The organism is Pseudomonas khorasanensis (genome assembly GCF_014268505.2).
Classification (GTDB): Bacteria; Pseudomonadota; Gammaproteobacteria; order Pseudomonadales; family Pseudomonadaceae; genus Aquipseudomonas; species Aquipseudomonas khorasanensis.
Genome location: NZ_JABWQP020000015.1, coordinates 1 through 24,864 on the forward strand (window position 1 = coordinate 1; position 24,864 = coordinate 24,864).

Sequence of the window (24,864 nt, forward strand, 5' to 3'; positions counted from 1 at the left end):
GTTGCTCCGTATTGCTACTGTAGGAGCTGACGAAGGCTGCGATCTTTTGACGTTGCTTCAGTTTTGCCCTTTGGCTTGCTGTTCCAGATGAACCTGCAACTCGGGATTGATCTTTAATGCCGCCGCCAGTTCGTCGAGATAGCGGCGTTCGGCATCCTGTTGGTCGTCGACCAACATCACGCTGGCCAGATACATTTCCGCGGCAACGGCCGGATCGCTGTTGGCAGATTGCGCCACTTCGACAGGGTTCAGCGGTTTGGCGACTTCGGCGTCGAGCCATTGCTGCAGTTGCGGATCGTCGGTGTGCTTGCCGATTTCGCTGCTGATCAGGTGTTTTTCCGTCTCGTCGATGCGCCCGTCAGCCTTGGCGGCGGCGATCAAGGCGCGCAGTACCGCGTGGCTGTGGGTTTCGATTTGCGGGCCGGCGAGCAGGTCCGCCGTTTGCGGCATTTCTTGCGGTGCCGCGCTGGCCTGGCTGCGTTGCCAGGCTTGATACGCCTGATAGGCCATCATGCCCAGCGAAGCGAGTGCCGCATATTGGGTGCCACCGGAGCGACTTCGATTGCCGCCGCCCAGCGCGCTGCCAAGCCCACCGCCGCCCAGCAAGCCGCCGAGCAAACCACCCAACCCGCCGAGCCCGCCAGACGCAGTCGCACCACCCGCCCCGGCCTGACTGCCGCCACCCAGCAGGCCTCCGAGCAATCCGCCCAGCCCACCCACACCATCACCGGCCGAAGCCCCCCGTTGTTGTCCCCCCGAGGCCTGGCCTCGCAGCAGTTGTTCAAGCAAATCGCTGGTATTCATGACGTCGTCCTCAAGGGCCTGGCCCGATTGCGTCAGGCAACAATAGACCGACGCGGCCATAGCGCCAGCACCGTTGGGCTGACGCCAGATCACCGATGAATCGTCGCGCAAGAAATTTTCCGCCAGCGAGCTAAGATTCAAGGGTGGTGAACCTTATCCCGGCCAAACCGGTCGATAGCTGCAACCCGAACCGGTTTGCCGACGCCCTTTACCCGAGGGCGATACCCGGCTTGCTTCACTTTCTGGAGAACGCCCCCGTGATATCCACCGTACACATCGCCAGGCTCAAAGCATGGGGCGCCCATGGTTTTACCGCGACCGGCGTGGTCACTGCCTTCCTTGCCACGCTTGCCCTGCTGGAAAACCAGCCGATCCATTGTCTGATGTGGCTGGGCGTGGCGCTCATCGTCGACGGCCTCGACGGCGCGCTGGCGCGCAAGGTCAATGTGCAATCTGTGCTGCCGAGTTTCGACGGTTCGATACTCGATCTGGTGATCGATTACCTGACGTATGTCTTCATCCCGGCGCTGTTTATCTATCGCTACATTCCGCTGCCCGAATACACCCTGCTGCTGACGGTGTCGGTGATTCTGGTGTCGTCGCTGTTCTGCTTCTGCAACGTCAATATGAAGAGCAAGGACAACTACTTCGTCGGCTTCCCGGCAGCCTGGAACGTTGTCGCGCTGTGTCTGTACATCATTGGCCCGGGGCCGTGGATCACCTTTCTGACGGTAATCGGTCTGGCGTTGCTGACAGTGACGCGGATGAAGTTTCTCCATCCATTCCGAGTGCGCCGGTTCATGCCGATCAACATTGCCGTGACGGCAATCTGGCTGTTGTGCAGCTTGTCGCTGGTGCTCAACCACCCGGTGATCAACCCGATGGTGATGGGCTTGTGGCTGCTGATGTCGGCCTATTTCCTGGGGATCTGCATCTGGCGCACAGCGCTGGAGTGGTTTGATCGGCCTCCGATCAAATAAGCGCTGGGCACGCTTTCCTCCTGTGGGAGCGAGCCTGCTCGCGAATGCCAACGAACCATCAACATAGAGCTTGCCTGGCGCACCGCTTTCGCGAGCAGGCTCGCTCCCACAGGGCTCTTCATCCTGTCGGAAAGTGGGCGTGGACTAGCGCTTGGTAATCACCACTTCCAGATACTCACTCGGCACCACCAGCGATTCCTCCCCCGCCCGGTTCGAGCGATTGAGCAATTGCGTCAGATCACCCTCCAGCACCTGCCCACCTTCCGGGGACAAAACTGCGAATGCCTTGTGCACCGGTCCGTACCAATGGCGAAAGATGTCGATGAAATGCGCCGCCGAACGGTAGCGGAAATTGAAGTGACTGCGCGTTACGCGCACGACGAATTCGCGATCATCGAAATGCTTGTGCAGCCAGGCATCCGATCCCCAGTTCGACGGCGGTTGAGCAACCGGTGGCGGTGGCAGGTGCTGGCCAAGGGTTTTGAACATCTGGCCCACGAAGCCTTCCGGAGTCCAGTTGGCCAGGCCGATTCGCCCGCCTCGCCGACATACCCGCCCCAGCTCAGCCGCCGCCTTGACCTGATCGGGCGCAAACATCACGCCAAAGGTCGACAGCACGGCGTCGTAGCTTTCATCGGGAAAAGGCAACGCTTCGGCATCCGCTACTTCAAAGATCACGTCCAGATTCTCGGCCCGGGCGCGATCCTGACCTCGTTCCAGCAAGGCTGCCACGTAATCGGTCGAGGTCACCACACACCCGCGCCTCGCCGCCGCCAGCGTCGCGTTGCCATTACCGGCAGCGACATCCAGAACCTGTTCGTCGCAGCGCAGATCGCAGGCTTCGGCGAGGTTTTCACCGACAATTTGTAACGTGGTGCCGATCACGGCGTAGTCGCCACTGGCCCAAGCGACTTTCTGACGTTCCTTCAGGGCAGTGAGATCAATCGGCGTACTCATGACATCGGGCTCCGTGGCAGAGAGAATGCAGCGGCGGCGAAGCAGACCGTGCTTCATCACTATCGCGCCGCGGCTGCCCGGCGTCCTTGCCGGCCGTCCGGCAGCCCCGTAAACCGGGCACTTTGCCGATGAGTGGTGGGAATCTGTCAAGCGCGTGAGACACGTTGTGCATTGCCAGCGGCGCGAACTGATTTTTTGCACACCGCTCTGGAGCGAACCCAACAGAAAGAACAATGGCTCATGGTCCGCGACCTCTGAGCCATTACGTTTTTTTGATCAGGCCGCCGGGGCCTTGGCCTCTTCCAGCAGTTGTTTGATTATTTGCTCCTGCGCCTCGTAGCGACCTTCGCCAAAGTGGGTGTAACGCACCTGGCCCTTGGCGTCGATCAGGTAATGCGCCGGCCAGTACTGGTTGTCGAAGTTGCGCCAGATCGCGTAGTTGTTGTCGATGGCCACCGGGTAGGTGATGCCAAGCTTTTTCACCTGATCCTTGACGTTATTGATGATGCGCTCATAGCCGTACTCGGGCGTGTGGACGCCGATCACCACCAGGCCATCCTTCTCATATTGCTTTGCCCAGTCTTTGACGTACGGCAGGGTGTTCTGGCAGTTGATGCAGTCGTAGGTCCAGAAGTCCACCAGCACCACTTTGCCGCGCAGGGAGTCTGCGCTCAGTTCCGGCGAATTGAGCCATTGAACGGCCCCCGAGAGCGACGGCATCGCGCCTTTGGCTTCGTCCATCATCGAATCAGCACGGACTTTGCTGACAAAGTAGTCGACCACTTTCGGCACATTCTCCAGCACGTTTTTCTCGACACTGGCAACACCTTCCGAAGAGGTGTTGGCCAGCAGGGTTTTGTCTGCCCCCGTCGAAATCACCGCCACCGTGGCGAGCACCGCAACCCCGGCGCCGCGGCGTAACCAACCGCTGAATGGGATAGACGGTTTCAGCCGGTTGACCAGCCCTCGACCGGCAAAAATCAGCGTACCGAGCGACAACGCACTGCCAGCGCCGTAAGCAAGCAGCAACAGGCTGGTCTGGGCGTTGGCGCCTTGCAGCATCGCGCCGGTGAGAATCACGCCGAGGATCGGCCCCGCGCAGGGTGCCCAGAGAAGACCGGTCGCGACGCCGAGCGTGATCGAACCCATCGGCCCGGCGCGCTTGCGGGTGTTCTGGTCGAGGCGGTTGCCCAGCGCCACCAAGGGCCGGGTCAGCCACGCGCCGACGCGTGCCGAGATCAGCGACAAGGCGAACAGCGCCATCACGATCAATGCCACGTGACGGCCGGTGTTGCTGGCCTGAATCACCCACTCGCTGCTGACCACCGCCAGGCTTGAGATCAGCGCAAAGGTCAGCGCCATGCCGCCGAGCGTCAGCAAAATCGAGGAACGTGTACGGTTGGCGCCAGCGAACAGAAACGGCACCACCGGCAGGATGCAGGGACTGAGAACGGTCAACAGACCGCCTAGAAATGCGATGAGGTACATAGGGGGTCACCTTGAAAGGGGCTGGGCACTCAACCGTGCAGCGAGGGGACACGCCCCTCGCTACCGCGTTGCGTTTATTGCCTGTCTCATGCGTTCTGGCCGTTCAGCCATTGCGCCTGTGGAGTGCGACTGGCACCGTTTTCGGCGACGAGCTGGCCCTGCGGTGTACGGCTGGAGCCGTCGGCAGCGACCATCTGGCCCTGCGGTGTACGGCTGGAGCCGTCGGCAGCAACCATCTGGCCCTGTGGCGTGCGGCTCGAACCGTCGGCGGCGACCATCTGGCCCTGCGGTGTACGGCTGGAGCCGTCGGCGGCGATCAGTGCGTCGCTGCCCTTCTTCGCCACGGTGGTCAGCTGGAAGCAGGTGCTGCTGGCGCAACTGCTTTGCTCTAAAGCACTGTTGGCGTGGGCGGCGGCACCGGTGAAGGCGAAGGCAGCTGCAGTCAGAAAGCGCGAGATGTTGTTCATGGCAAAACTCCTTTCGAAAAGTTGGATGACTCAGTTCTGGTTGTTGCAGCCGTCAGCGAATTTGCTGTAATCCAGCTCGTGGGTTTTGCCGGCGGAATCGAGGTAGGTCATGCGCGCCTCGGTGATGCCGCAGGTCACCGAAGTGTCCTCGGTCATCGACAGCACTTTCTTGATATCCAGATGGGTGCCGTAGGTGTAGGTTTGCCGGCTGACATCGGCTTCGGCGTGGGCCGACAGGGTGCAGATGTTCAGGGCGGCGAACAGGCAAGCGGCGAATACGGATTTATTGTTCATGGTGGTGTCCTCAAGGCTTCAGTGGGTTTGAGCCGAGGCGGTCTGTGTGTGCCTCGATGGAGCTTATTTGAGGCCACCGAGGTATCGCGTCTGTGTCAGGAAAGGACGAGAATCAATCGCTGTGTATCCACGCTGCCGGTAGATACACAGCGATACAAAACCCTGGAAAAATCGCGTTTTTGCGTCGACGTGTATCCGCCGTTGCGGCAGATACACTGCAATACAAAGGCAGGCAGGCGCTTGGTTGATGGCGCTATAGACTGCACGGCATTCCCCTTTTGACAGAGGCTTGAACCGATGGAACATGTCGATCACATTCTCATCGTCGATGACGACCGCGAGATCCGTGAACTGGTGGGCAACTACCTGAAAAAGAACGGTCTGCGCACCACGGTGGTCGCCGATGGGCGGCAGATGCGCAGTTTCCTGGACGCCAACACCGTCGACCTTATCGTGCTCGACATCATGATGCCCGGCGACGATGGCCTGCAGTTGTGCCGCGAACTGCGCGTGGGCAAACACAAGTCCACGCCGGTGCTGATGCTGACCGCGCGTAACGATGAAACCGACCGCATCATCGGCCTCGAAATGGGCGCCGACGATTACCTGACCAAACCGTTCGCTGCCCGCGAACTGCTGGCGCGGATCAACGCCGTGTTGCGACGCACGCGAATGCTGCCGCCCAACCTGGTGGTCACCGAAGCGGGTCGCTTGCTGGCCTTCGGTCGTTGGCAACTGGACACCTCGGCCCGGCATCTGCTCGACAACGACGGCACCATGGTTGCCCTCAGCGGCGCCGAATACCGCTTGCTGCGTGTGTTCCTCGATCACCCGCAACGGGTGCTCAGCCGCGAACAATTGCTCAATCTGACCCAGGGCCGCGAGGCCGATCTGTTTGATCGTTCCATTGATCTGCTGGTCAGCCGCCTGCGCCAGCGCCTGCTCGACGATGCCCGCGAGCCGGCCTACATCAAGACCGTGCGCAGTGAAGGTTATGTGTTTTCGCTGCCGGTCGAACTGCTTGGGGCTTCGGCATGACATTCAAACTGCAATGGCCGCGCACCCTCGCCTCGCGCCTGTCGCTGATATTCCTGATCGGGCTGATTCTGGCGCAGGGGCTGTCGTTCGGCGCGCAGTATTACGAGCGTTACCAGAGCGCCAAAAGCACCATGCTCGGCAACCTCGAAACCGACGTTGCGACCTCGATGGCGATCCTCGACCGCCTGCCCGCTGCCGAGCGCGCGGCTTGGCTGCCGCGCCTGGCGCGGCGCAATTACGGCTACCTGCTCAATGAGGGCAAACCGGGCATGCCGGTTACCTCCAGGGACGAATCCGTTGCCATTGCATCGATCACCGCCGCCATCGGCAACACTTATCCGGTGGTTTTCACGGAAATTCCAGACGGGCCAAGAAGGCACTTTCAAGGCCATTTGCGCTTGAGCGACGGCAGCCCGGTGACCATTGATATTCGTCCGGCGATGGTGCCGCTGTCGCCGTGGTTGCCGGTGGTGTTACTCGGCCAGCTGGCGCTGCTGATCCTGTGCACGTGGCTCGCCGTGCGCATCGCCATCCGCCCTCTCACCCGTCTCGCCAACGCGGTGGAAACCCTTGACCCCAACGCGCACCCGATCAAACTCGACGAGCAAGGGCCGACCGAAGTGGTCCACGCGGCGCGGGCCTTCAACGCCATGCAGACGCGCATCGCCGCCTATCTCAAAGAACGCATGCAGTTGCTGGCGGCGATTTCCCATGACCTGCAAACCCCGATTACGCGGATGAAACTGCGCGCGGAGTTCATGGATGACTCGGTCGAAAAAGACAAGTTAAGCAACGACCTCGGCGAGATCGAGCACCTGGTGCGCGAAGGCGTGGCCTACGCCCGCAGCATTCACGGCGCCACCGAAGAAAGCCGCCGCACCGATCTGGACTCATTCCTCGACAGCCTGGTGTTCGACTATCAGGACATGGGCAAGGACGTGCAGCTCGGCGGCAAGAGCAAAGCCGTCATCGACACACGTCCGCAAGCACTGCGCCGCGTTCTGGTGAACCTGACCGACAACGCGCTGAAATTTGCCGGCGCGGCGCAGTTGCAGGTCGAAGCGAATGACCACAGCCTGTCGGTCAAAGTGCTGGATCGCGGACCCGGCATCGCCGAAGTCGAACTGGCGCAGGTGATGGAACCGTTCTACCGCGTCGAAAACTCACGCAACCGCGATACCGGTGGCACGGGCCTGGGGCTGGCAATCGCGCAGCAACTGGCGCTGGCGCTGGGTGGCTCGCTGATGTTGAGCAATCGTGAGGGTGGGGGGCTGTGCGCTGAGCTCAAGTTACCGATCCGTCGTTGAAACAAATACGGACTAGACTCAATCATTACCCAGTCGAGGGGGCCGCAGGACTTCAGCTGTGCCCTGCCCCTATCCGTGACCACCGCCCGGTGGCGCCTGCCTCGACATTCAACGCCGCCGGACGGTGATCCTGTTTCAGGAGCACACGTGATGGATGAGGCCCGCCAAAATGAGTTGATGGGCAAACTGGTCAGAACCCTGCGCGACAATGGTGCCCTGCCCCGGGATGGTCACCATCCGTGCATGATCAGCGGAACCGAACGGTTCTTCCGCGCCGGCTATAAAGGTCCCTTGATCGCCGAATGGCTGCCAGCGCTGGACGGCGTTATCGCCAAGCTTGAACAAGGTGCCAGGGTTGCCGGCATTGGCTGCGGTCATGGCGCATCGGCGGCAATCATGGCCCAGGCGTTCCCCAAATCGTCGTTTGCAGGTTTTGATGCCCAAGCCCCGTTGATCGACAACGCTACTCAAGGTGCCGAAGAAGGCAATGTCGGTAGCCTGGCCGGATTGTTCGATGGCTCGGCGCAAAACTACCCCGGCGGCGATTACGATCTGATCTGTTTCTTTCATTGTCTGCATGAAATGAAGGACCCGGTCGGCGCAGCCCGTCACGCTTATGAGTCGCTGAAGGACGATGGCACGGTGTTGCTGGTCGAATCGTTCGCCGACGACAGGCCCGCCGGCAATCTCAACGCGGTTGGACGCTCGTTTTACGCCGCATCGACTTTCAATTGCACACCCGACTCGCTGCCTCAAGACGGTCCGCGTCTCGGTGCGCAGACGGTAGAGGTGCGCCTGCGCAAGGTCTTCGTCGACGCCGGGTTCAAGCAGTTCCGCCGCGCCACGCAAACGCCGTTCAACCTGATCCTGGAGGCGCGCAAGTAACAAGCGCGGATCGCGTGCTAACCTGCGAGCACTGCCCATGCTGGAGTGCTGACCATGCTCGATAGCCCGATCCGCGAACATCTCGACACACTGCTGCAGGCCATGGCCGACGACAAATTTGTGGTGTTGACCGGGGCCGGGATCAGTACTCCGTCGGGGATTCCGGATTATCGCGACAGCGATGGTGTACGTCGCGGACGGCAGCCGATGATGTATCAGGAGTTCCTTTCTGCCCCGCAATCACGCCGGCGCTACTGGGCACGCGCCATGCTCGGTTGGCCGCGCGTGCGCCAGGCCCGACCGAATGCTGCCCATCAAGCACTCGCTACCTTGCAGCAGCGCGGCCGGATCAGCGACTTAATCACACAGAATGTCGACGCCTTGCACGATCAGGCTGGCAGTCACGATGTGATCGAGTTACACGGCAGCCTCCACCGGGTGCTGTGCCTGGATTGCGGGCAGCGCAGTCAGCGCGATGAGATCCAGCGCCAGATGGAAACGCAAAATCCTTACCTGAACGGTGTTGATGCCGTGCAGGCACCGGACGGCGATACTTTGCTCGATCCGGCTTTCGAGGCGCGATTTCAAGTGCCGCAGTGTCCGCACTGCTCAGGTGAACGGATGAAACCGGATGTTGTGTTTTTTGGCGAGAACGTGGCGCAGGCTACGGCGGCCCGGGCCATGGCCGCTGCCGAGAGTGCGGCGGGGATGCTCGTAGTCGGGTCATCGCTGATGGCGTATTCGGCGTTTCGCTTGTGTCGCACGATTGCCGACCGTGGCAAGCCGCTGATGGCGATCAATCTGGGCAAGACCCGGGCCGATGACCTGCTCGATCTGAAGATTGAAGGCTCGTGTGAAGAGCTTTTGCCGTGGTTGGTGGAAAAGCTCGGGCGGTGATTTTTTGGGTATCGGGCTCGCCTGAAGATTCTGCTCTTAACCCTCCCCCGAGGGAGAGGGAACTGGCCGGATTGTTCTGGCTTAATGCCCCCGATCCAGCCCCACCAGCAGCGCACTGTCGTGGCTGTAAATGTCCGGCGCATAACGTACATGCCCCGCGCTGTCGACCTGCGCCGTCCAGTAGGTCATCAGGATCGGCACCGGCGCCGACAGACGAAACTCATGGGTGGTGCCGGACGCGAGCAATGTCTCGGTGCGGGCCTTTTCCGCCGGGGACAGCAGCAGATCACGCAGCTGCATCGGATGCTCGACGCGCACGCAACCGGAGCTGAACGCCCGCGGGCCTTTTTCAAACAATGCCTTGCTCGGCGTGTCGTGGAGGTACACCGAGAACGGGTTGGGGAAGCGGATCACCATTTGTCCCAGTGGATTGCGCGGGCCGGCGTCCTGACGCAAAAGGATATTGCCGGGGTTGTCCCAATCGATATCCGCCGCGGCCAAAGGCTGACCGTTGGCGTCGAGCACTTGCAGGTTCTGGCGACTGAGGAAGGTCTGGTCCTTGCGGATTTCCGGAAGTTTGTCTTCCTTCCAGATGGTCGGCGGCACCGTCCAGGTCGGGTTGAGGGTCAGCCGGGTGACCCGGGATTTGAGCAGCGGTGTCTGACGCTCGGCGCGACCGACTTGGGTACGGGTCTGCCAGACCGCCTGGCCGCCCTGATACAGCGTCAGTTCGGCGGCAGCAACGTTGACCACCAGGCCATTGGGCTCCATGTCTTGGGCCAGCCAACGGAAACGTTCGAGGTTGACGCGCAACTGATCGCGACGGGTCAGCGGGCTGATGTTCAGTTCGGCAATCGTGCCCGGCCCGACCACGCCGTCAGCCTGCAATGAGTGACTGGCCTGAAATTGCTTCACCGCCTCCACCAGCACCCCGTCATAGGCATTGCCCGGCGAAACCACCGCGTCAGCCAGATAACCCTCGCTGTGCAGACGCTGCGCCAGTTCCGGCACGCGCTTGTCTTCCATCGCCGGGCGCAGCAATGGTCCGCTGCCGACCGGTTGCCACTGCGGCAAGGCCTGCAAACGTTGCGCAGCGTACAGTTGACGTAAGTTTTGATATTGCGGCAGATGCGGACGGGCCAGATCGAACGCCGCCGGGATGTCATGCATGCCTGGCACCGCGATACCGAGCAACTGCGCCTGACGATCAGTCGGCGGGCCATCGACACGCCACAGCGGTTCGAAATGCGATTGCAGCAGGCGACCGTAATGCAAATCCTGCAACGCCTGGAGGTAGTTGCGACTGATATCGATGTCGGCGCACAACTCGCCGTCCTGCGGCGGTGTCGCTGCGACGGCATAGCGATTCGGATTCAGCCCATCGTCTGCCAGAAGCTGCAATTGCTCGCGCAATGCCGGCAATCGTGCGGATTCACCCGCCCACACCGGCATCCAGTCCTGCTGTTCGTAGAACGCCTGCAATTGCGTCAACGCAGGACCACTGAGTCGCGCCGCAATCGCCGGACACGACTGCGGCAGGCTGATCAATACCGCTTGCAACGGGCTGCGCGGCTCCACCGGAATCTCCGCTGGCGGCGTCGGTAACGTTTCAAGGGGTGGCAGCGGTTCATCGGCGCAAGCGACAAACGGCGCAGCGAGCAAACAAATGCTCAAGTAGCATGCGTACTTTTTGAACAACTGCTTTACTCCAATCCATGGCCGTCCAGATGACGGTCAACCTTACATCAGGTGCGCTGAACAGTCAGGCTCGAAAACCGGGCCTGCGGTATTGACTGGGAGTCAGGAGCCAAAGTGCCGTTTATGTAGCAAGTGAGGACACTTTATAAAATGTTGACGTTTTTGCGCCGACTTCTGTTGGGCACCGCGACCCTTGTCGCAGTGACCAGCCCAGTATTTGCCGCCGGCAAGCCATCGCCGGTTCTCTACAACAGCCTCGCCCACGCCGCCCCGGAACTCAATCCCCAAGCGCTCAAAGGTGCACTGAGCGCGATGCAATGCGCGGTCAACAACGGCGCAAGACCCTCGCGTCATCTGGCGATCATTGATTACTCGCAGCCGTCCACCGAGCGGCGGTTGTGGATTTTCGACCTGAGCAAAAAGAAGCTGGTGCTGCGCGATCTGGTCGCCCACGGCTCAAACTCCGGGGAAAACTTCGCCACGCAATTTTCCAATCGCGAAGGCAGCTATCAGTCCAGCCTCGGCCTGTTCCGCACCCAGGAAAGCTACGAGGGTGCCCACGGTTATTCGCTGCGCATGGATGGCCTCGAACCCGGGTTCAATGACTTGGCTCGGGATCGCGCCATCGTTATCCACGCCGCCAGTTATGTGAACCCGTTGTGGAGCAAGCGTCAGGGCCGCATCGGCCGCAGCCAGGGTTGCCCCGCCGTGCGGCCGCAGATTGCAAAGCAGGTGATTGATCGCCTGAAGAACGGCCAGTTCATGTTTTCCTGGTACCCGGATCAGCGCTGGCTGCAAAAGTCGCCGTACCTGAACTGCCAGCCACAGCAGGTGGCGAGCATTCTCAACACCCACGCAAGCTAACGCGCATCGCCCCCGGTAGGTTTGTAGAACAGAAACCTGCCGGTCTGCGCGGTATTGCGATACGACCTGGCCCAACTCGGATGCACGTTGCGGTCGTGGAAATACAAGGCACCGCGGGTGCGATCCTTTAGCTGGCGATTCAACGCCTTGCCGGCGATTTCCTTGGCCAGGGCGTACTCGGCGTCTTCCTTGACCTGATCAGGCTTGCCATCGCACCACCAGGAAAACTGGCAATTGCCCGTTTCCGAACCTTGCTTGACCACGGCGCACACCGTGTCCGGAAAGCCTTTGTGGCCAAGTCGATTCATCACCACGCTGGCCACGGCTTCCATTTCCGGGGTGTCCTTGCCCTTGGCTTCCCAGTAAATGCTGCGCGCCAGACAGGTCAGCGGATCGTCCAGCGGCGCGGCACCGGCCGGGTCTACCGCTTGTGCCTCGGTCGGGGTGATGGCTTCGGATTTCGGCGCCGGCGCAGCACTGGCTTTGTCCACCGCTTTCTCCTCCAGAACCTCGGCTTTCTGTTCGGCCCGGGTTTCGATCGGTGCCTGCGCTCCAGCCCATGCTGCGCCAGTTAAAAAGAAACACAACAAACCGCCCGCCAAGCCTTTCAATCCCATGTCGGTTCTTCCGTCAGCGCCCGTAGCGGGCAAGGTGTTACGTCGGTGAGACGCCCGGTTTTCGGGGCCTTCGCAGAGTGTAGCGAGCAAATGCGCGGGCGCACCAGCGCAGAAAAAATTCGCCCCACCGGGGGCCTTTCGCGCATCATGGGCGCATTCAGCTCAAGGGAGATTTCCATGCGCTTCATGCCGTCCGTTTTGCGTAGTGCCGTGTTGTCGCTGGGCGTGGTGTTTGCCACCTCGGCGGTGGCCGCCGATGAGTTGCAACTGATCGAGTCGATCAACAGCTATCGCAGCCAGCCGCAGCGCTGCGGCACTCAGGCGTCGAACGAGTTGCCGCCGCTGTCGACTGATCCGAGGCTGCGATTGCCGGCCAGCGGCGCGGTCGATCTGCAGCAAGCCATGGCCAGTGCCCGCTACCCGATGGTCAACGTTCAGGCGATCACCCTCAACGGCCCGCGCGATGCGGCCGCAGCGCTGCAGGCAATCAAGGAAAGCTTCTGTCAGGTGGTGCTCGATCCGCAGTTTGTCGATGTCGGCGTCAGCCGCGTCGACCGCGATTGGCGCATCGTCCTGGCGCGGCCGCTGTTGTCAGCGAAACTGGGCGATGCGCAGGCCGAAGGGCAAAAGCTGCTGGCGCAACTCAATACCGCGCGCGGCCAGGCGCGACAGTGCGGCGGCCAGTCCTTCGCTGCCGCCGCGCCGCTGGCCTGGAACGCGACGCTGGGCACGGTTGCTCAGGATCACAGCCGTGACATGGCCAACAATAATTACCTCGACCACAAGGACCGCGACGGACGAACGCCCGGTGACCGCGCCGAACTGGCCGGTTACAGCGGGCAACTGGTCGGTGAAAACATTGCTGCCGGGCAAGACACCGTTGGCAAAGTCGTCGACGGCTGGCTCGCCAGTCCCGGCCATTGCGCCAACCTGATGAACCCGCAATATCAGGAACTGGGCGCCGCGTACGCGACGGATCCGAAAAGCAATGCCGGGATTTACTGGACGGCGATGTTCGGCGCGCCGTAAGGCATCATCGACGCTATCAATCACTCGGTCAGCCAGAGTGATTGGACGGCGTGGCGAGGGCACCCTACCCTGCGCCATCTGCGCCCGCTAACGGCGCTCCCTATCCACGAGGCGGATCCATGACAGAGCGTGAATTGATCGATGGTCACAACCGCCGCGTGGATTATCTGCGCCTGTCGGTCACCGACCGCTGCGATTTTCGCTGCGTCTATTGCATGGCCGAAGACATGCAGTTCCTCCCGCGCCAGCAGATTCTCACCCTCGAAGAGCTGTTCCAGGTGGCGCAAAGCTTCGTCGCCCTCGGCACGCGCAAGATCCGCCTGACCGGTGGTGAGCCGCTGATCCGTCCCGGCGTTGTGCAACTCTGTGAACAAATCGCCGCCCTGCCCGGCCTGCGCGAGTTGTGCCTGACCACCAATGGGTCGCAATTGGGCAGGCTGGCCAAGCCGTTGTTCGAGGCCGGGGTCAAGCGCCTCAACATTAGCCTCGACAGCCTCGACCCGCAACGCTTCAAGGAGCTGACCCGCACCGGCGACCTGGCGCAGGTCATCGACGGCATCGATGCCGCCCGCGCCGCCGGTTTCACCCGCACCAAGCTCAACTGCGTGGTGATGCAGGGGCGCAACGATCACGAAATCAACGACCTGGTGAGTTTCGGCATCGAGCGCGACCTGGACATTTCCTTCATCGAAGAGATGCCGCTGGGGGCGATCTCCGAGCACAGTCGCGCCGAGTCGTTCTATTCCAGCGCGCAGGTGCGCGAACGCATCGCCGAACGCTTCACCCTGATCGAGTCGGCCGAATCGACCCAGGGGCCGTCGCGTTACTGGCGCGTGGCCGAGGCGCCGAACATTCGCCTGGGCTTTATTTCGCCGCACAGCCATAACTTCTGCGGCACCTGCAACCGCGTGCGCCTCACCGTCGAGGGACGCCTGCTGCTGTGTTTGGGCAACGAGCATTCGATGGACCTCAAAGCGGTGTTGCGCGCCCACCCAGGCCATCCCGAACGCCTGGAAAACGCCATTATCGAGGCGATGAAACTCAAGCCGTATCGACACAATTTCGAAGTCAACGACGACGTGCAAGTGGTGCGTTTCATGAACATGACCGGCGGCTGATTCGCCGCGCAACAGGGACCGCGAGATGATCGTCAGACCGAGACCCAATCAGTTCGCCGTGTTGTTCACCCTCAGAGGCTCGATCGCCAAACGCATCGCCGTGCGCACCTTGATGCTGACACTGCTGGCGGCGGCGATTGTGCTGATCGAGCTCCTTGTGCCGAGTTATTTCGCGCAGATCAATGCGACACCGTTCACCCTGCTCGGTCTGTCGCTGTCGATCTTTCTGAGCTTTCGCAACAACGCCTGTTACGACCGTTGGTACGAGGGGCGCAAAGCCTGGGGCGAAGTGCTGTTGCGGGTGCGCTCGGTGATGCGCGAAACCCAGGGCGTCGATGACGCCAGCCTGCGAGCGCAGTTGTTGCGCAATCTGTGCGGTTTCGCTCACGCGCTGAACGCACGGCTGCGCGGAGAAAGTGAGGAGCGGGCCAGTGCCGACTGGGTCAGTCCACCTATCGATGGCTCTGCACCGGATTACTGCGGACAAATCATTCACCAGGTTGGGCGGCAGTGTTCAATGCTGGAATCGGCCGGCGCGCTGTCGCCCTGGCGCTATCAACTGCTGGCCAATCACCTCACCAGCCTGACTCAGGCCCAAGCCGTGTGCGATCGGATCAAGAACACGCCACTGCCTTTCCCTTACACCCTGCTGCTGCACCGCACCATCTACCTGTTCTGCCTGCTGCTGCCCTTCGCCATGGCGCAATCGCTGGGTTGGTTGACGCCGCTGTTCACGGCGATTGTCAGCTACACCTTCTTCGGCTTCGACGCGATTGCCGATGAACTCGAAGACCCGTTCGGGCGCGATGAAAACGATCTGCCGACCGATGCACTGGTGCGCACGCTTGAGCGCGATGTGCTTTACGAACTCGGCGTTTCGCCGTTGCCGCCTGCGCCGAAGCCGGACGATTACGTGCTGCGCTGAATGGCACAGCGGCAAGCAACGAAAGGGCCCGGCGTTTCACTCTGGACCTAGGTGCGACCATTCGCGAGCAGGCTCGCTCCCACAGTTGAAATGCATTCTCCTGTGGGAGCGAGCCTGCTCGCGAAAAGGCAACTCGGTCAATCAGGCCAAACGCACCAAGCGTCACCGACGAATCTCCCGTTTACACGCGCGCAGATTCCCCCTTACTATCCGGGCACACCGGTCGCCGGGCCTGCCCTGCTGCCGACGCTTTCCGCCAACGGAAACACGCGTTATGAGCACGTCACCACAACAACCCCAAAGGTTGCACGTCTCTGCTGTACGCGCCCACTCAAACAGGGGCCGCGTATGAACCGCATCGTCAATCTGCCCATGGCCCTGCGCCGTTCCAAGCTGCGTCACTCCGCACGCCCGCCGGATATCGCCGTTCCTGTCTGATCGCGCGAGCTGAAAGTCGCGTCAGTCAATTTCCCTGTTTACTGATATCCCTACCGGGACACTTACGCCTTTTTGTCGCGTCGTGTCCGGCCGAATCTGCGCGCCCGTGCGGCGCCATCGTGAGTGATTGTTATGAAATTCGCAGCCATCGAAGACGCACGCCTGTTCCTCGAACAGAATCCCGATATCGACATGATCGAGCTGTTCATCCTTGATGCCAACGGCGTGCCGCGCGGCAAGCTGTTGCACCGTGAAGAGCTGCTCGCCGTGTATGAAAGCGGCCGGCCTTTGCCGAGCACCATCCTGGGGCTGACCGTGCAGGGCGAAGACGTGGAAAACTCCGGGCTGGTCTGGGACGTCGGCGATATCGACTGCCGCGCCTATCCGCTGGAGGGCAGTCTGGTGCGCCTGCCCTGGCGGCAGATTCCGACCGCTGCGGTGCAAGTCAGCATGCATCCCACCGAAGGCCTGCCGGCAAGCATCGCCGATCCGCGCCATCTGCTGATCAAGGTGATCGACGGGCTCAAGGCCAAGGGTTATCACCCGATCATGGCGTGCGAGCTGGAGTTCTATCTGCTCGATGCCAAACGCGATCACAACGGCCGCCCACAACCGGCGCTGGACGCTGACGGCGGACGCCCGCGACACACGCAAGTCTATGGTTTGCGCGAGCTGGAGCAGATCGAACCGTTCCTCGCCGACCTCTACAGCGCCTGCAAACTGCACGGTATTCCGGCGCGCACGGCGATCTCCGAATACGCCCCGGGCCAAGTGGAGATCACCCTCGAACACGGCGATGCGCTGGCGGCAATGGATCAGGCGGTGCGCTACAAACGCCTGGTCAAAGCCGTGGCGCACAAGCACGGGATGCAAGCGACATTCATGGCCAAACCCTTCGATGACCTGGCCGGGACCGGCATGCACATGCACGTCAGCCTCGCCGACGGCGAAGGACGCAATCTGTTCGCCGCTGAAGACCCGGCCGGCACGCCGTTGTTGCGCACGGCAATTGGCGGCATGCTCGCCTCCCTGCTCGACTCGCTGCTGCTGTTCTGCCCGAACGCCAATTCCTACCGTCGTTTCCAGGCCAACAGCTACGCGCCGCTGGCGCCGACCTGGGGCGTCGACAACCGTACCGTCAGCCTGCGCGTACCCGGTGGCCCGGCCCAGACGCGGCATATCGAACACCGCATCTGCGGCGCCGACGCCAACCCGTATCTGGCGGCGGCCGCGATCCTTGCCGGCATTCATCGCGGTATTCGCGAAGACCTCGATCCCGGTGCGCCGGTCGAAGGCAATGGTTATGCGCAGGCGAAAGAATTGCTGCCGACCGATTGGCTGACATCGTTGCAGGCGCTGGAAAATTCCGCCTGGGCGCGGGAGGCTTTGGGGCAGGAATTTCTCGCTGTGTATCTGGCAGTGAAGCGCGCCGAGTATCGGCAGTTCATGGCCGAAGTGGGTGAGCAGGATTGGCGGTGGTACCTCACCGAGGCTTAAAGATCCAACACCGAACCTGTGGGAGCGAGCCTGCTCGCGAAGGCGTCGTCACATTCAACATTTTGGGTGACTGACACACCGCATTCGCGAGCAAGCTCGCTCCCACAGGGGATTGCGTTTCGACTCATGATTTTTTTGTGGACACCAACATGACCCTTCGCTGCAATTCCTACTACACCGCGACCCTCAACCACGACACCGACTACCCGACCCTGCAAGGCCGACACAAGGTTGATGTGGTGATCATCGGCGGCGGTTTCACGGGCGTCGCTACCGCTGTCGAACTGGCCGAAAAAGGCTTGAAAGTCGCCATCGTTGAAAGCCACAAGATCGGCTGGGGCGCCACCGGGCGCAACGGCGGGCAAGTCACCGGCAGCCTTTCCGGCGATGGCGCGATGCGCAAACAGATGCGCCCGAAACTCGGTGACGACGTCGATGATTTCATCTGGCATTTGCGCTGGCGCGGGCACGAGATCATCAAGCAACGCGTCGAGAAATATGGCATTGAATGCGACCTCAAGCACGGCCACTTGCACGCGGCGTACAAGCCGAGCCACATGGCCGGTCTGCGCAACGATTACGAAGAAGCCGTGCGCCGAGGCCTGGGCGATGAGGTCAGCCTGCTGGACCGCGGCCAGGTTCGCGATCTGCTGCAGAGCGACCTCTACCACGGCGCGGTCAAGAACACCCGAAACATGCATTTGCACCCGCTTAACCTGTGCATCGGCGAAGCGCGTGCGGCGGAAAGTCTGGGCGCGCTGATCTTTGAAAACAGCGAAGTGCTGGAGATCATTCACGGAGACACCCCTGGCGTCAGAACTGCCCACGGTCAGATCGACGCGAATCAGGTGATGCTCGCCGGTGATGTTTATCACAAGCTCGAACCGGGCCAGCTCAAGGGCAAGATTTTCCCGGCGATGGGCGGCATCGTCACCACCGCGCCGCTGGGCAAACTGGCCAGGCAGATCAACCCCCAGGACCTTGCCGTGTATGACTGCCGCTTCGTCCTGGATTACTACCGGCTCACCGCCGACGGCCGTTTGCTGTTTGGTGGCGGTGCCAATTACAGCGGCAAGGACTCACGCGACATCGCTGCTGAATTGCGGCCCTGTATCGAACGCACGTTCCCGGCACTCCAAGGCGTGCAGATCGATTATCAGTGGAGCTGCGCGATGGGCATCGTCATCAACCGTATTCCGCAACTGGGCAAGCTGTCGGACAACGTCTGGTATTGCCAGGGCTACTCGGGCCACGGCATCGCGACCACCCACATCATGGGCGAAATCATGAGCCGGGCGATCACAGGGCAAATGGAGCAGTTCGACACCTTCGCCGCGTGCCAGCATATTCGCGTACCCATGGGGGATCTGCTTGGCAACCCGTTGCTGGCGGCGGGGATGTGGTATTACCAGATGCTTGAAAAAATGCGTTGACCGTTACCTGAGCTGCCGAAGGCTGCGGATCTTTTGATTTTTTAAAAACAAGATCAAAAGATCGCAGCCTCCGGCAGCTCCTACAGGGGCATCTGTTCGGTGGAGATCCCTGTGGGAGCTGGCTTGCCAGCGATGAGGCCATCAGCCCCACCACAAATACTCAGTCTGCCAACTGCTCCACCACAATCCCCAACCGCCGATAATCCTCGACACTCCCCGACCCCAGATGTCGCTCGGTAATCAGCATATGCAGGCGCGTGCACGGCGCCACCACAAACGGCTCCACTGCCCCCAGCTTGTCCGCCGTGGTCACTGCGATCACCCGCGTTGCGCTGTCGAGCATCGCCTGTTTCACCGGCACTTCGTCGAAATGCAGCGAGGTGATCCCGACCTCGGGATGAATCGCACAGACGCCGGTGATCGTCAGATCGGCCTTGATGCCCGCCAGCAGTCGCAGCGCCTCCTGACCACTGGCCGACATCGAGTGCGGGTTCAATTGCCCGCCCGCCAGAATCACTTTCACCCCTTTATATTCCGACAAGGCAATCGCCGTCAGCGGTGAAGCGGTCACGGCGGTGATGCGGATATCTGCCGGTAACGCGCGCGCCACTTGCAACGTGGTCGAGCCGGAATCGAACAGCACAATCTGCCCGTCCTCAATCTGCTGCGCCGCCAGTTGCGCCAAACGCACTTTGATCTCGTCGGTCTCGTCGAGCCGGGTGAAATAATCCTTGCCGGAATCTTTCGGTCGCGGCAGCGCCCCGCCGTGCACACGCTGTACCAGCCCGACGTTGTCGAGTTCGGCGAGGTCGCGGCGGATGGTGTCTTCGGACACCGCAAAGTGCTGGCTCAGCTCGGATGCCATGACCTTGCCGTCACGTTCGAGCAGCAGGAGGATTTTTTGTCGACGCAGGGAAGGCAATTCGGCAATGGAATGATCGTGCATGGTTCTGCCCGTTTATGCTTGTAGTTGCAGGTTTAGGCCAGCCTAGCGAAACACCCGGGCAAATACAAACGAAGCGGGTATCAATGGCTTCGATCATTGGAATCAACACAGCGAATTTTTCGTTTGTTTTCACCCTGTTCACAATGGCCGCACTTTCAAAGGCTCAGGATGAACAGCTCATGAATCTCAATTTCGCCTTCGCGTGCATGATTGTCGTGTCGTTTGCGGTTGCCCTGGGCCACGCCTGACGGCGCGTCAGACCGAGGTCAGCAAGCTCCCTCGCCACAAGGTCAACGCACATCAAGCTTCTTCGCGTGCCCGCCGCACCTGTACCAACAACGCCGGCGCGAAATGCAGTAACACCATGCGGCTCAGGTGATGCGTCAGGATAAACACCACATTCAGTCCGCCACCAAACGCGACGATTGCAATCGTCTCAATAGCGCCCGGCATATAGGCCAGCCACAGCGACAGCGGATCGCTACCCAGCCAGCGCGCGGCCACTTCAGCGAATCCCGCCGCGATCACAATCATCAACCCCACCGAGACCAGCGCTGTACGGCCGTGTCGTGCGAGTTCCGCAAAACCGAGACCCTGAAACCGTGAGCCGATCCGCACGCCTAGAATCAGCGCGGCCAGGTTCAAACTCCAGTCCGGCATGTGAAAGCCGTGCAGCCATCCCGACTTCACAAACGCGGCGGTGATGATGATCGCTGTAAGCATAAATGGCGCCGGCACGCCGATGAGCAACAGCAACCGCCCGAGCAATATGCTCAGCGTGATGACCGATAGCGCAGTCAACGCCATGCCTGTGGTCAATGCATCGCTGGCGACTTCGGTCACCGCTGCTTGTCCGGGAATGAGGAAGCTCACCAGCACGGTAATCAACAGCAGCCGCATCAGGTGCACGATGATGACTTTGCTCGAAGCCTTTTCCGACTCAAGCAAATCGAACACCGCGGCCAATGCTCCGGGATAAACCGCCAACAGTGCATCGGTGCGGTTCCATCCGGCGCCGCGTGTGAGCCACCATCCGGCTAACGCGATCTGCGCTGTCAGGCAGATCAGCAACACGCCAAGGCTGGGTAACATGGTCGAGGCCGTTTCGCTGTCCCACGCTTCGAACATCAGCCCGGTGGCGATACCCAGCGTGACCTGGATGTAGCCCAGTCCATAAGGTGTTGTCGGGGCGATCCCGGTTTTACTGGCGAACAACGCGGTAACAACAATCGAGCCCAACAACAGGCCGTGGGGTACACCCTCGAACTGCAACAACGCGCCGAAACCGGCGGCAATCAACAAACAGAGAATGGATTTCATAGTCGCCTTCCTGGCTATTCAACGGATACATCGTTGTTCCAATGTGGGAGCGAGCCTGCTCGCGAATGCGTCGTTTCAATCACAGATAAGCAGTCTGATCTGGCGCCTTCGCGAGCAGGCTCGCTCCCACAAGTCATTGCGGTTTACATACTCAACCGTGCGATCGCCCGCCGGTATTTTTCGACCCGCTCCAGATCCTCCCAACTCGGTGAGGCGATCCGCGAGATATCGCTGTTCTCTTCCAGATCTGCCAGTTTCACCGTTCTGCCGACCGGGTTCCGCGCAGCGCGGTCGACAAAGTCCTCGTAGGTCTCGCCGTGCACTTTGGTGACCGATTCAATTGCCGCCAACACCTCTTCGCTGAAACCTTCCTGGCGCAAATCATCAAGGCTCACGCCGCAATCTTCGACCACGTCGTGCAGGACAGCGACGATGCGTTCTTCAAGGGTATTCATGCGCAGCATGACTCTCAGCGGATGTAGAATGTACGGCGCGCCGCCCTTGTCCAACTGCCCGGTGTGCGCGGCGGCGGCAATGGCGATGGCGCGTTCGAGGGTCTGGGCCATGGGAATTCTCCGGTGGTTTAGAGGCCGTAGCGGCCGCCAACGTGGATGTTGCGCTTGAGCCAGTTGCCGATGGCTTGCAGACGTCCGACAGGCTTCGCTGGCACGCAGTGACGTTGAAGAATCATCGACACCAGCTTGGCCTGATCGGTCTGCGGATGAGCATCGATCAATTCGGCCACCCAGGCGCAATCGGCCTTTTTCAAGTGCTCGCGCCACTCGCCGGGCCAAGCGTCCAGTTCATCCCGCGCCAAAAACCGTGCACCGCCATGCTCCATATGCCCGCCGCCGATGGACTGCTCAAAGCAGAACGGTGTGTCCGGTTTGCTCGGATCGATATGAAACAGATAGATATCGTGAAAGGGCTGTTGCGAACTGGGCGCGTTGTTGCGGCGGCCGATTTCAATCATGGTGATTCCAATCCGTGGGGTGCTGAATGTGTCCGATTGTTTCGCAGTGTACGCGAACAGCGCCGCTTGGAAACCCGATTGAACCTGATGCGTCCCCGCCGCCTCGAAACCAGACAAGCGCCAAATCACCGATCAGACGCGGCGCCATTGGAGAGGAAACTGCCGATGAAAACCCGACTGCTGCTCCTGATCGCCACGTTCTGCATCATCCCCACCTGCGTCATGGCACAAGGCTGCGACGTCCAGACCCGTTCCTCCAGCGCCTCCGTACCCGCAGTGGAAACCCACAGCTGCTACGAGTACGACGGCGTACCCGTGGACGCCATCAACTGGTCGTGCAGTAACGAAACCAGGGAGACCCTCAACGCCACCAAGAAAAAGGTCGAACGCTGTGACGACCACTACCAGGCCACCTGCACCGCCCGCCTCACCCAGGAATCCCTGGCCAACCCGCATTCGACCAGCAAAGACAAAAACGCCAAACCGCTGAACATGCCCGACAACGCGAAAATCACCACGTATTACTATGACGCGCAGCATCTGGAGCAGGCGAAGATCGATTGCGAGAACAGTGGCGGAAACTGGAAGGCCAAGTAGCTTCCAATATCTATCAAAGAGCCCGGCTAGATGCCGGGCTTGCTGCATCTGAATCCACCATTAACCCTCACCAGCGCCGCTACTGGTGCCGCTGTCATTCGATTGCTTGGATCCGCTGGCCTTGGAACCCGAAGGCGTTGAGCCGTCATTGTTGGTGGTGTTGCCCTGAGTACCTTTGGGCACGGTAGCGCCGTTGGAATGAATATCTTCCGGCGCACTCGGGTTGGTTTGGCTGTTGCCGTCGTTGGCGGTGGGTGCCGGGGTGTCGCTGGCGGCGGTTGCGTAGAGCGAGGTGGCGGATAACAGGGTGGCTAACGTCAATGCTGCGAGTTTGACTATGCGCATGTTGGCGGTTCCTTTGCGAGGGTCAGGTATGCATTGGAATCAGGAGCGCGGTAAAAATGCAGAATGGCTGACGAATGGCAATGTCGACAAGGTCTATCATCCAATCAGCGATAACGTCGTTGGCACTTCGGAATAATCACCTCCTGACTTCCGCGCCCCTTGTAAGACGCGTCTGAACATCATCAATAGCGAACCGACGCCTCACTGCTCCGGCTTTAGTTGACGGTTACTCTTCAAACAAGAGTTTTCCATTCAGTGAAGCAGAGCATCCATGGCCAACCACAGTTACATGAGCATTACCGGAAACCGACAAGGGCTGATCTCCGCCGGCTGTTCTGACACTAACTCCATCGGCAACAAGTGCCAACTTGGCCACCTTGACGAGATAATGGTACTGGCCTATTCCCACAACATGACCACCGGCAATAACGGCGGCGTCACCGCAGATCGTGGTCAACACTTGCCGATCATGATCACCAAGAACATCGACAAATCCTCACCTCTACTGGCCGCAGCACTTCATGAGCGTGAAGTGCTGGACTGCACCATCTTCTTCTACCGAACCTCCCCCGCTGGCACACAGGACAAGTACTTCAAAATCCACATAACCGGCGCAAAAATCGCCCACATCAACCTCCAGGTTCCCCACGCCATTCACTTGAATGACGCACAGCCTCAAGAATTGGTGTCCTTCACCTACCGCGAAATCAGTTGGACGCATATCCAGGCGGGCACGTGCGGTTTCAGCACCTGGGGAAATGACGGTGAATGAGGATTCGTGTGACATCAACGATGTTACCCGAGCGGCTTCCGATCTGGTCGCATTCGGGTGCCAGATTGGCGCGACTCAGTTTTACGATAGCTTCAGCCAGCTCAAATTTGGCGAGATTGTCTCCTCTTATGCGAACGAGATTATTCGGGCGGTGGATGAAGGCGTTATTAGCGCCAAGCAAGGGTTGCTGGAGCTTAGGGAGGAACACGCTGAATTATTGAACAAGGTATCGTTCTATGCTCAGAACGGTGTAGGTGTTGCAGCGGGGATGATGCAATTGCACATAGGCGCCATACAATTCTCCAGCAAAAGCCCGCAAGGTATATTTGCAGGAGCACTCTATTCGGCGCACGGCATCAACAACATTCATGAAGGGGTAATAAATATCTACAACGGCCCTGATGCTCAAAGCACATTGGGTCCGATTCGTAAACTCTATCAATTCATGGCAAACGACATACATATAGGAAACACTGCTTATTACAGCGTAGACTTAATTCTTTCCGGGTTTGGCATGCTGCAGCACGTGCGAAAACCAGGCTCAATGGAGTTATTCAATCACGACCCTATTAATTATGAACGAGCTTATAATCAAATGGGAAGCCTGGCTTTGGCACTCGAACTATTGGCCGACAGCATAACAATCAAAAATATAAACAAAGAAATAGAATTTCGACAGGATAATTAACTTACCTCTTTATCTTGAACTCATCACCAGACATCATGTACGCATAAAAAGAAGCAAAAACCACAAAACCTAACAACCTATAAACAACTTCAGAAAGACTCACCAAATCCTTAATCGTGTAATAAAAAACCTCCTCAACAAACAATGCACAATTAAAGAGAATAAATTGCTTCACCCATACAGGATACCGATCACTTCGGACATTTCGCCCGCGCAACTCCGCCAGCTGATCAGGAAAGCAGTAGCGAAAATTAACATACAGAAGCAATACGAAAATCAGACCACTTACAATTTCTTTTGCATCCTTCAACACTAAAAAAATCCCACTGAAAAAATTAACTTGCACTAATGCACCAATACCACTCAAAGCAACAGTCAAGAAAAATAAAAATATTGTTTGAGTTATAAATCTTAACGTCATGACTTCACCCGCATCAAGAACGTCATATGACACCCTTTATCATTGAACGCAAAACAAGACATTTTT

General features: G+C 59.8%; 27 protein-coding genes and 2 pseudogenes. 16 read left to right on the forward strand and 13 right to left on the reverse strand.

The annotated features are described in order from the left end of the window. Window positions 1-57: 57 nt before the first annotated feature. Window positions 58-804 (reverse strand): tellurite resistance TerB family protein, encoded by a 747-nt coding sequence (locus HU727_RS22530; protein WP_186533947.1) that lies wholly within the window; start codon window positions 802-804, stop codon window positions 58-60. A gap of 257 nt (window positions 805-1,061) precedes the next feature. Between HU727_RS22530 and pcsA the strand changes: the two genes are divergently transcribed. Further along, window positions 1,062-1,784 (forward strand): phosphatidylcholine synthase, encoded by a 723-nt coding sequence (gene pcsA / locus HU727_RS22535; RefSeq protein ID WP_186533946.1) that lies wholly within the window; start codon window positions 1,062-1,064, stop codon window positions 1,782-1,784. A 144-nt stretch (window positions 1,785-1,928) separates the two neighbouring features. Here the strand turns inward: pcsA and HU727_RS22540 are convergent, their stop codons facing one another. The 4 genes from HU727_RS22540 to HU727_RS22555 form a co-directional block, all read right to left on the reverse strand. Next, on the reverse strand, window positions 1,929-2,741 hold the full coding sequence (locus HU727_RS22540; RefSeq protein WP_186533943.1) for a class I SAM-dependent methyltransferase: 813 nt from the start codon (window positions 2,739-2,741) through the stop codon (window positions 1,929-1,931). A 276-nt stretch (window positions 2,742-3,017) separates the two neighbouring features. Then, complete coding sequence (locus tag HU727_RS22545) at window positions 3,018-4,229, reverse strand: cytochrome c biogenesis protein DipZ (protein ID WP_186533942.1); 1,212 nt, start codon at window positions 4,227-4,229, stop codon at window positions 3,018-3,020. 86 nt (window positions 4,230-4,315) lie between these two features. Continuing rightward, window positions 4,316-4,696 (reverse strand): hypothetical protein, encoded by a 381-nt coding sequence (locus HU727_RS22550; protein ID WP_186533941.1) that lies wholly within the window; start codon window positions 4,694-4,696, stop codon window positions 4,316-4,318. A 30-nt stretch (window positions 4,697-4,726) separates the two neighbouring features. Then, entirely contained in the window at window positions 4,727-4,990 is a 264-nt protein-coding gene (locus HU727_RS22555) for a DUF2790 domain-containing protein (RefSeq protein WP_186533940.1), read from the reverse strand. A 297-nt stretch (window positions 4,991-5,287) separates the two neighbouring features. Between HU727_RS22555 and HU727_RS22560 the strand changes: the two genes are divergently transcribed. From HU727_RS22560 to HU727_RS22575, 4 genes and pseudogenes are all read left to right on the forward strand, one after another. After that, window positions 5,288-6,028 carry a response regulator gene (locus tag HU727_RS22560; RefSeq protein WP_186533939.1) on the forward strand — a complete coding sequence of 247 codons (741 nt, stop codon included), beginning with the start codon at window positions 5,288-5,290 and terminating at the stop codon, window positions 6,026-6,028. Next, window positions 6,025-7,335 carry an ATP-binding protein gene (locus HU727_RS22565; RefSeq protein ID WP_186533938.1) on the forward strand — a complete coding sequence of 437 codons (1,311 nt, stop codon included), beginning with the start codon at window positions 6,025-6,027 and terminating at the stop codon, window positions 7,333-7,335. The genes HU727_RS22560 and HU727_RS22565 overlap by 4 nt, the downstream gene beginning before the upstream one ends. Window positions 7,336-7,518: 183 nt before the next feature. After that, window positions 7,519-8,220: pseudogene (locus HU727_RS22570) on the forward strand (class I SAM-dependent methyltransferase); the annotation flags it as partial. Between the two features lie 54 nt (window positions 8,221-8,274). Beyond that, window positions 8,275-9,117, forward strand: coding sequence for an NAD-dependent protein deacetylase (locus tag HU727_RS22575; protein ID WP_186533936.1), 843 nt, complete (start codon window positions 8,275-8,277; stop codon window positions 9,115-9,117). An 81-nt stretch (window positions 9,118-9,198) separates the two neighbouring features. On the opposite strand, the gene HU727_RS22580 is transcribed toward HU727_RS22575, so the two are convergent. Then, the gene (locus HU727_RS22580; RefSeq protein WP_186533935.1) at window positions 9,199-10,815 is read right to left on the reverse strand and encodes a L,D-transpeptidase family protein; all 1,617 of its coding nucleotides are present in this window, start codon (window positions 10,813-10,815) and stop codon (window positions 9,199-9,201) included. 150 nt (window positions 10,816-10,965) lie between these two features. Between HU727_RS22580 and HU727_RS22585 the strand changes: the two genes are divergently transcribed. Next, entirely contained in the window at window positions 10,966-11,679 is a 714-nt protein-coding gene (locus tag HU727_RS22585; RefSeq protein ID WP_186533934.1) for a murein L,D-transpeptidase catalytic domain family protein, read from the forward strand. On the opposite strand, the gene HU727_RS22590 is transcribed toward HU727_RS22585, so the two are convergent. Beyond that, complete coding sequence (locus tag HU727_RS22590) at window positions 11,676-12,296, reverse strand: cell wall hydrolase (RefSeq protein ID WP_186533933.1); 621 nt, start codon at window positions 12,294-12,296, stop codon at window positions 11,676-11,678. The two genes, HU727_RS22585 and HU727_RS22590, sit on opposite strands and share 4 nt — an antisense overlap. Before the next feature lie 177 nt (window positions 12,297-12,473). Between HU727_RS22590 and HU727_RS22595 the strand changes: the two genes are divergently transcribed. The 6 genes and pseudogenes from HU727_RS22595 (at window position 12,474) to HU727_RS22615 (ending at window position 18,736) form a co-directional block, all read left to right on the forward strand. Continuing rightward, complete coding sequence (locus HU727_RS22595) at window positions 12,474-13,325, forward strand: CAP domain-containing protein (RefSeq protein ID WP_186533932.1); 852 nt, start codon at window positions 12,474-12,476, stop codon at window positions 13,323-13,325. Window positions 13,326-13,444: 119 nt separating this feature from the next. After that, the gene (gene moaA, locus HU727_RS22600; protein WP_186533931.1) at window positions 13,445-14,443 is read left to right on the forward strand and encodes a GTP 3',8-cyclase MoaA; all 999 of its coding nucleotides are present in this window, start codon (window positions 13,445-13,447) and stop codon (window positions 14,441-14,443) included. 25 nt (window positions 14,444-14,468) lie between these two features. Next, the gene (locus HU727_RS22605; RefSeq protein ID WP_186533930.1) at window positions 14,469-15,368 is read left to right on the forward strand and encodes a bestrophin family protein; all 900 of its coding nucleotides are present in this window, start codon (window positions 14,469-14,471) and stop codon (window positions 15,366-15,368) included. A 570-nt stretch (window positions 15,369-15,938) separates the two neighbouring features. Continuing rightward, a complete protein-coding gene (locus HU727_RS22610) occupies window positions 15,939-17,303 on the forward strand; it encodes a glutamine synthetase family protein (protein WP_186533929.1) in 1,365 nt (454 codons plus the stop codon). An 18-nt stretch (window positions 17,304-17,321) separates the two neighbouring features. Then, window positions 17,322-17,411: pseudogene (locus HU727_RS25980) on the forward strand (metal ABC transporter ATP-binding protein); the annotation flags it as partial. Window positions 17,412-17,452: 41 nt separating this feature from the next. Continuing rightward, window positions 17,453-18,736, forward strand: coding sequence for an NAD(P)/FAD-dependent oxidoreductase (locus HU727_RS22615; RefSeq protein WP_186533928.1), 1,284 nt, complete (start codon window positions 17,453-17,455; stop codon window positions 18,734-18,736). 160 nt (window positions 18,737-18,896) lie between these two features. On the opposite strand, the gene HU727_RS22620 is transcribed toward HU727_RS22615, so the two are convergent. After that, window positions 18,897-19,682, reverse strand: a complete 786-nt coding sequence (locus tag HU727_RS22620; RefSeq protein WP_186533927.1) for a DeoR/GlpR family DNA-binding transcription regulator — start codon at window positions 19,680-19,682, stop codon at window positions 18,897-18,899. Window positions 19,683-19,765: 83 nt separating this feature from the next. Between HU727_RS22620 and HU727_RS22625 the strand changes: the two genes are divergently transcribed. After that, a complete protein-coding gene (locus tag HU727_RS22625) occupies window positions 19,766-19,930 on the forward strand; it encodes a hypothetical protein (protein WP_186533948.1) in 165 nt (54 codons plus the stop codon). Window positions 19,931-19,982: 52 nt separating this feature from the next. Here the strand turns inward: HU727_RS22625 and HU727_RS22630 are convergent, their stop codons facing one another. From HU727_RS22630 to HU727_RS22640, 3 genes are all read right to left on the reverse strand, one after another. Beyond that, window positions 19,983-21,002, reverse strand: a complete 1,020-nt coding sequence (locus tag HU727_RS22630; protein WP_186533926.1) for an AbrB family transcriptional regulator — start codon at window positions 21,000-21,002, stop codon at window positions 19,983-19,985. 143 nt (window positions 21,003-21,145) lie between these two features. Then, entirely contained in the window at window positions 21,146-21,568 is a 423-nt protein-coding gene (locus HU727_RS22635) for an HD domain-containing protein (RefSeq protein ID WP_186533925.1), read from the reverse strand. A 17-nt stretch (window positions 21,569-21,585) separates the two neighbouring features. Continuing rightward, a complete protein-coding gene (locus HU727_RS22640; protein ID WP_186533924.1) occupies window positions 21,586-21,975 on the reverse strand; it encodes a hypothetical protein in 390 nt (129 codons plus the stop codon). Window positions 21,976-22,140: 165 nt separating this feature from the next. Here HU727_RS22640 and HU727_RS22645 point away from each other — a divergent pair, with 165 nt between their 5' ends. Next, a complete protein-coding gene (locus HU727_RS22645) occupies window positions 22,141-22,572 on the forward strand; it encodes a hypothetical protein (protein WP_186533923.1) in 432 nt (143 codons plus the stop codon). Between the two features lie 60 nt (window positions 22,573-22,632). Here HU727_RS22645 and HU727_RS22650 read toward each other — a convergent pair whose 3' ends face one another. After that, window positions 22,633-22,917, reverse strand: a complete 285-nt coding sequence (locus HU727_RS22650) for a hypothetical protein (protein WP_186533922.1) — start codon at window positions 22,915-22,917, stop codon at window positions 22,633-22,635. A 271-nt stretch (window positions 22,918-23,188) separates the two neighbouring features. Between HU727_RS22650 and HU727_RS22655 the strand changes: the two genes are divergently transcribed. After that, entirely contained in the window at window positions 23,189-23,689 is a 501-nt protein-coding gene (locus HU727_RS22655) for an Hcp family type VI secretion system effector (RefSeq protein ID WP_186533921.1), read from the forward strand. Beyond that, window positions 23,676-24,377, forward strand: a complete 702-nt coding sequence (locus HU727_RS22660) for a DUF4225 domain-containing protein (RefSeq protein WP_186533920.1) — start codon at window positions 23,676-23,678, stop codon at window positions 24,375-24,377. Before HU727_RS22655 ends, HU727_RS22660 begins: the two co-directional genes overlap by 14 nt. A gap of 1 nt (window position 24,378) precedes the next feature. Here HU727_RS22660 and HU727_RS22665 read toward each other — a convergent pair whose 3' ends face one another. After that, the gene (locus HU727_RS22665) at window positions 24,379-24,831 is read right to left on the reverse strand and encodes a hypothetical protein (RefSeq protein WP_186533919.1); all 453 of its coding nucleotides are present in this window, start codon (window positions 24,829-24,831) and stop codon (window positions 24,379-24,381) included. Window positions 24,832-24,864 lie beyond the last annotated feature (33 nt).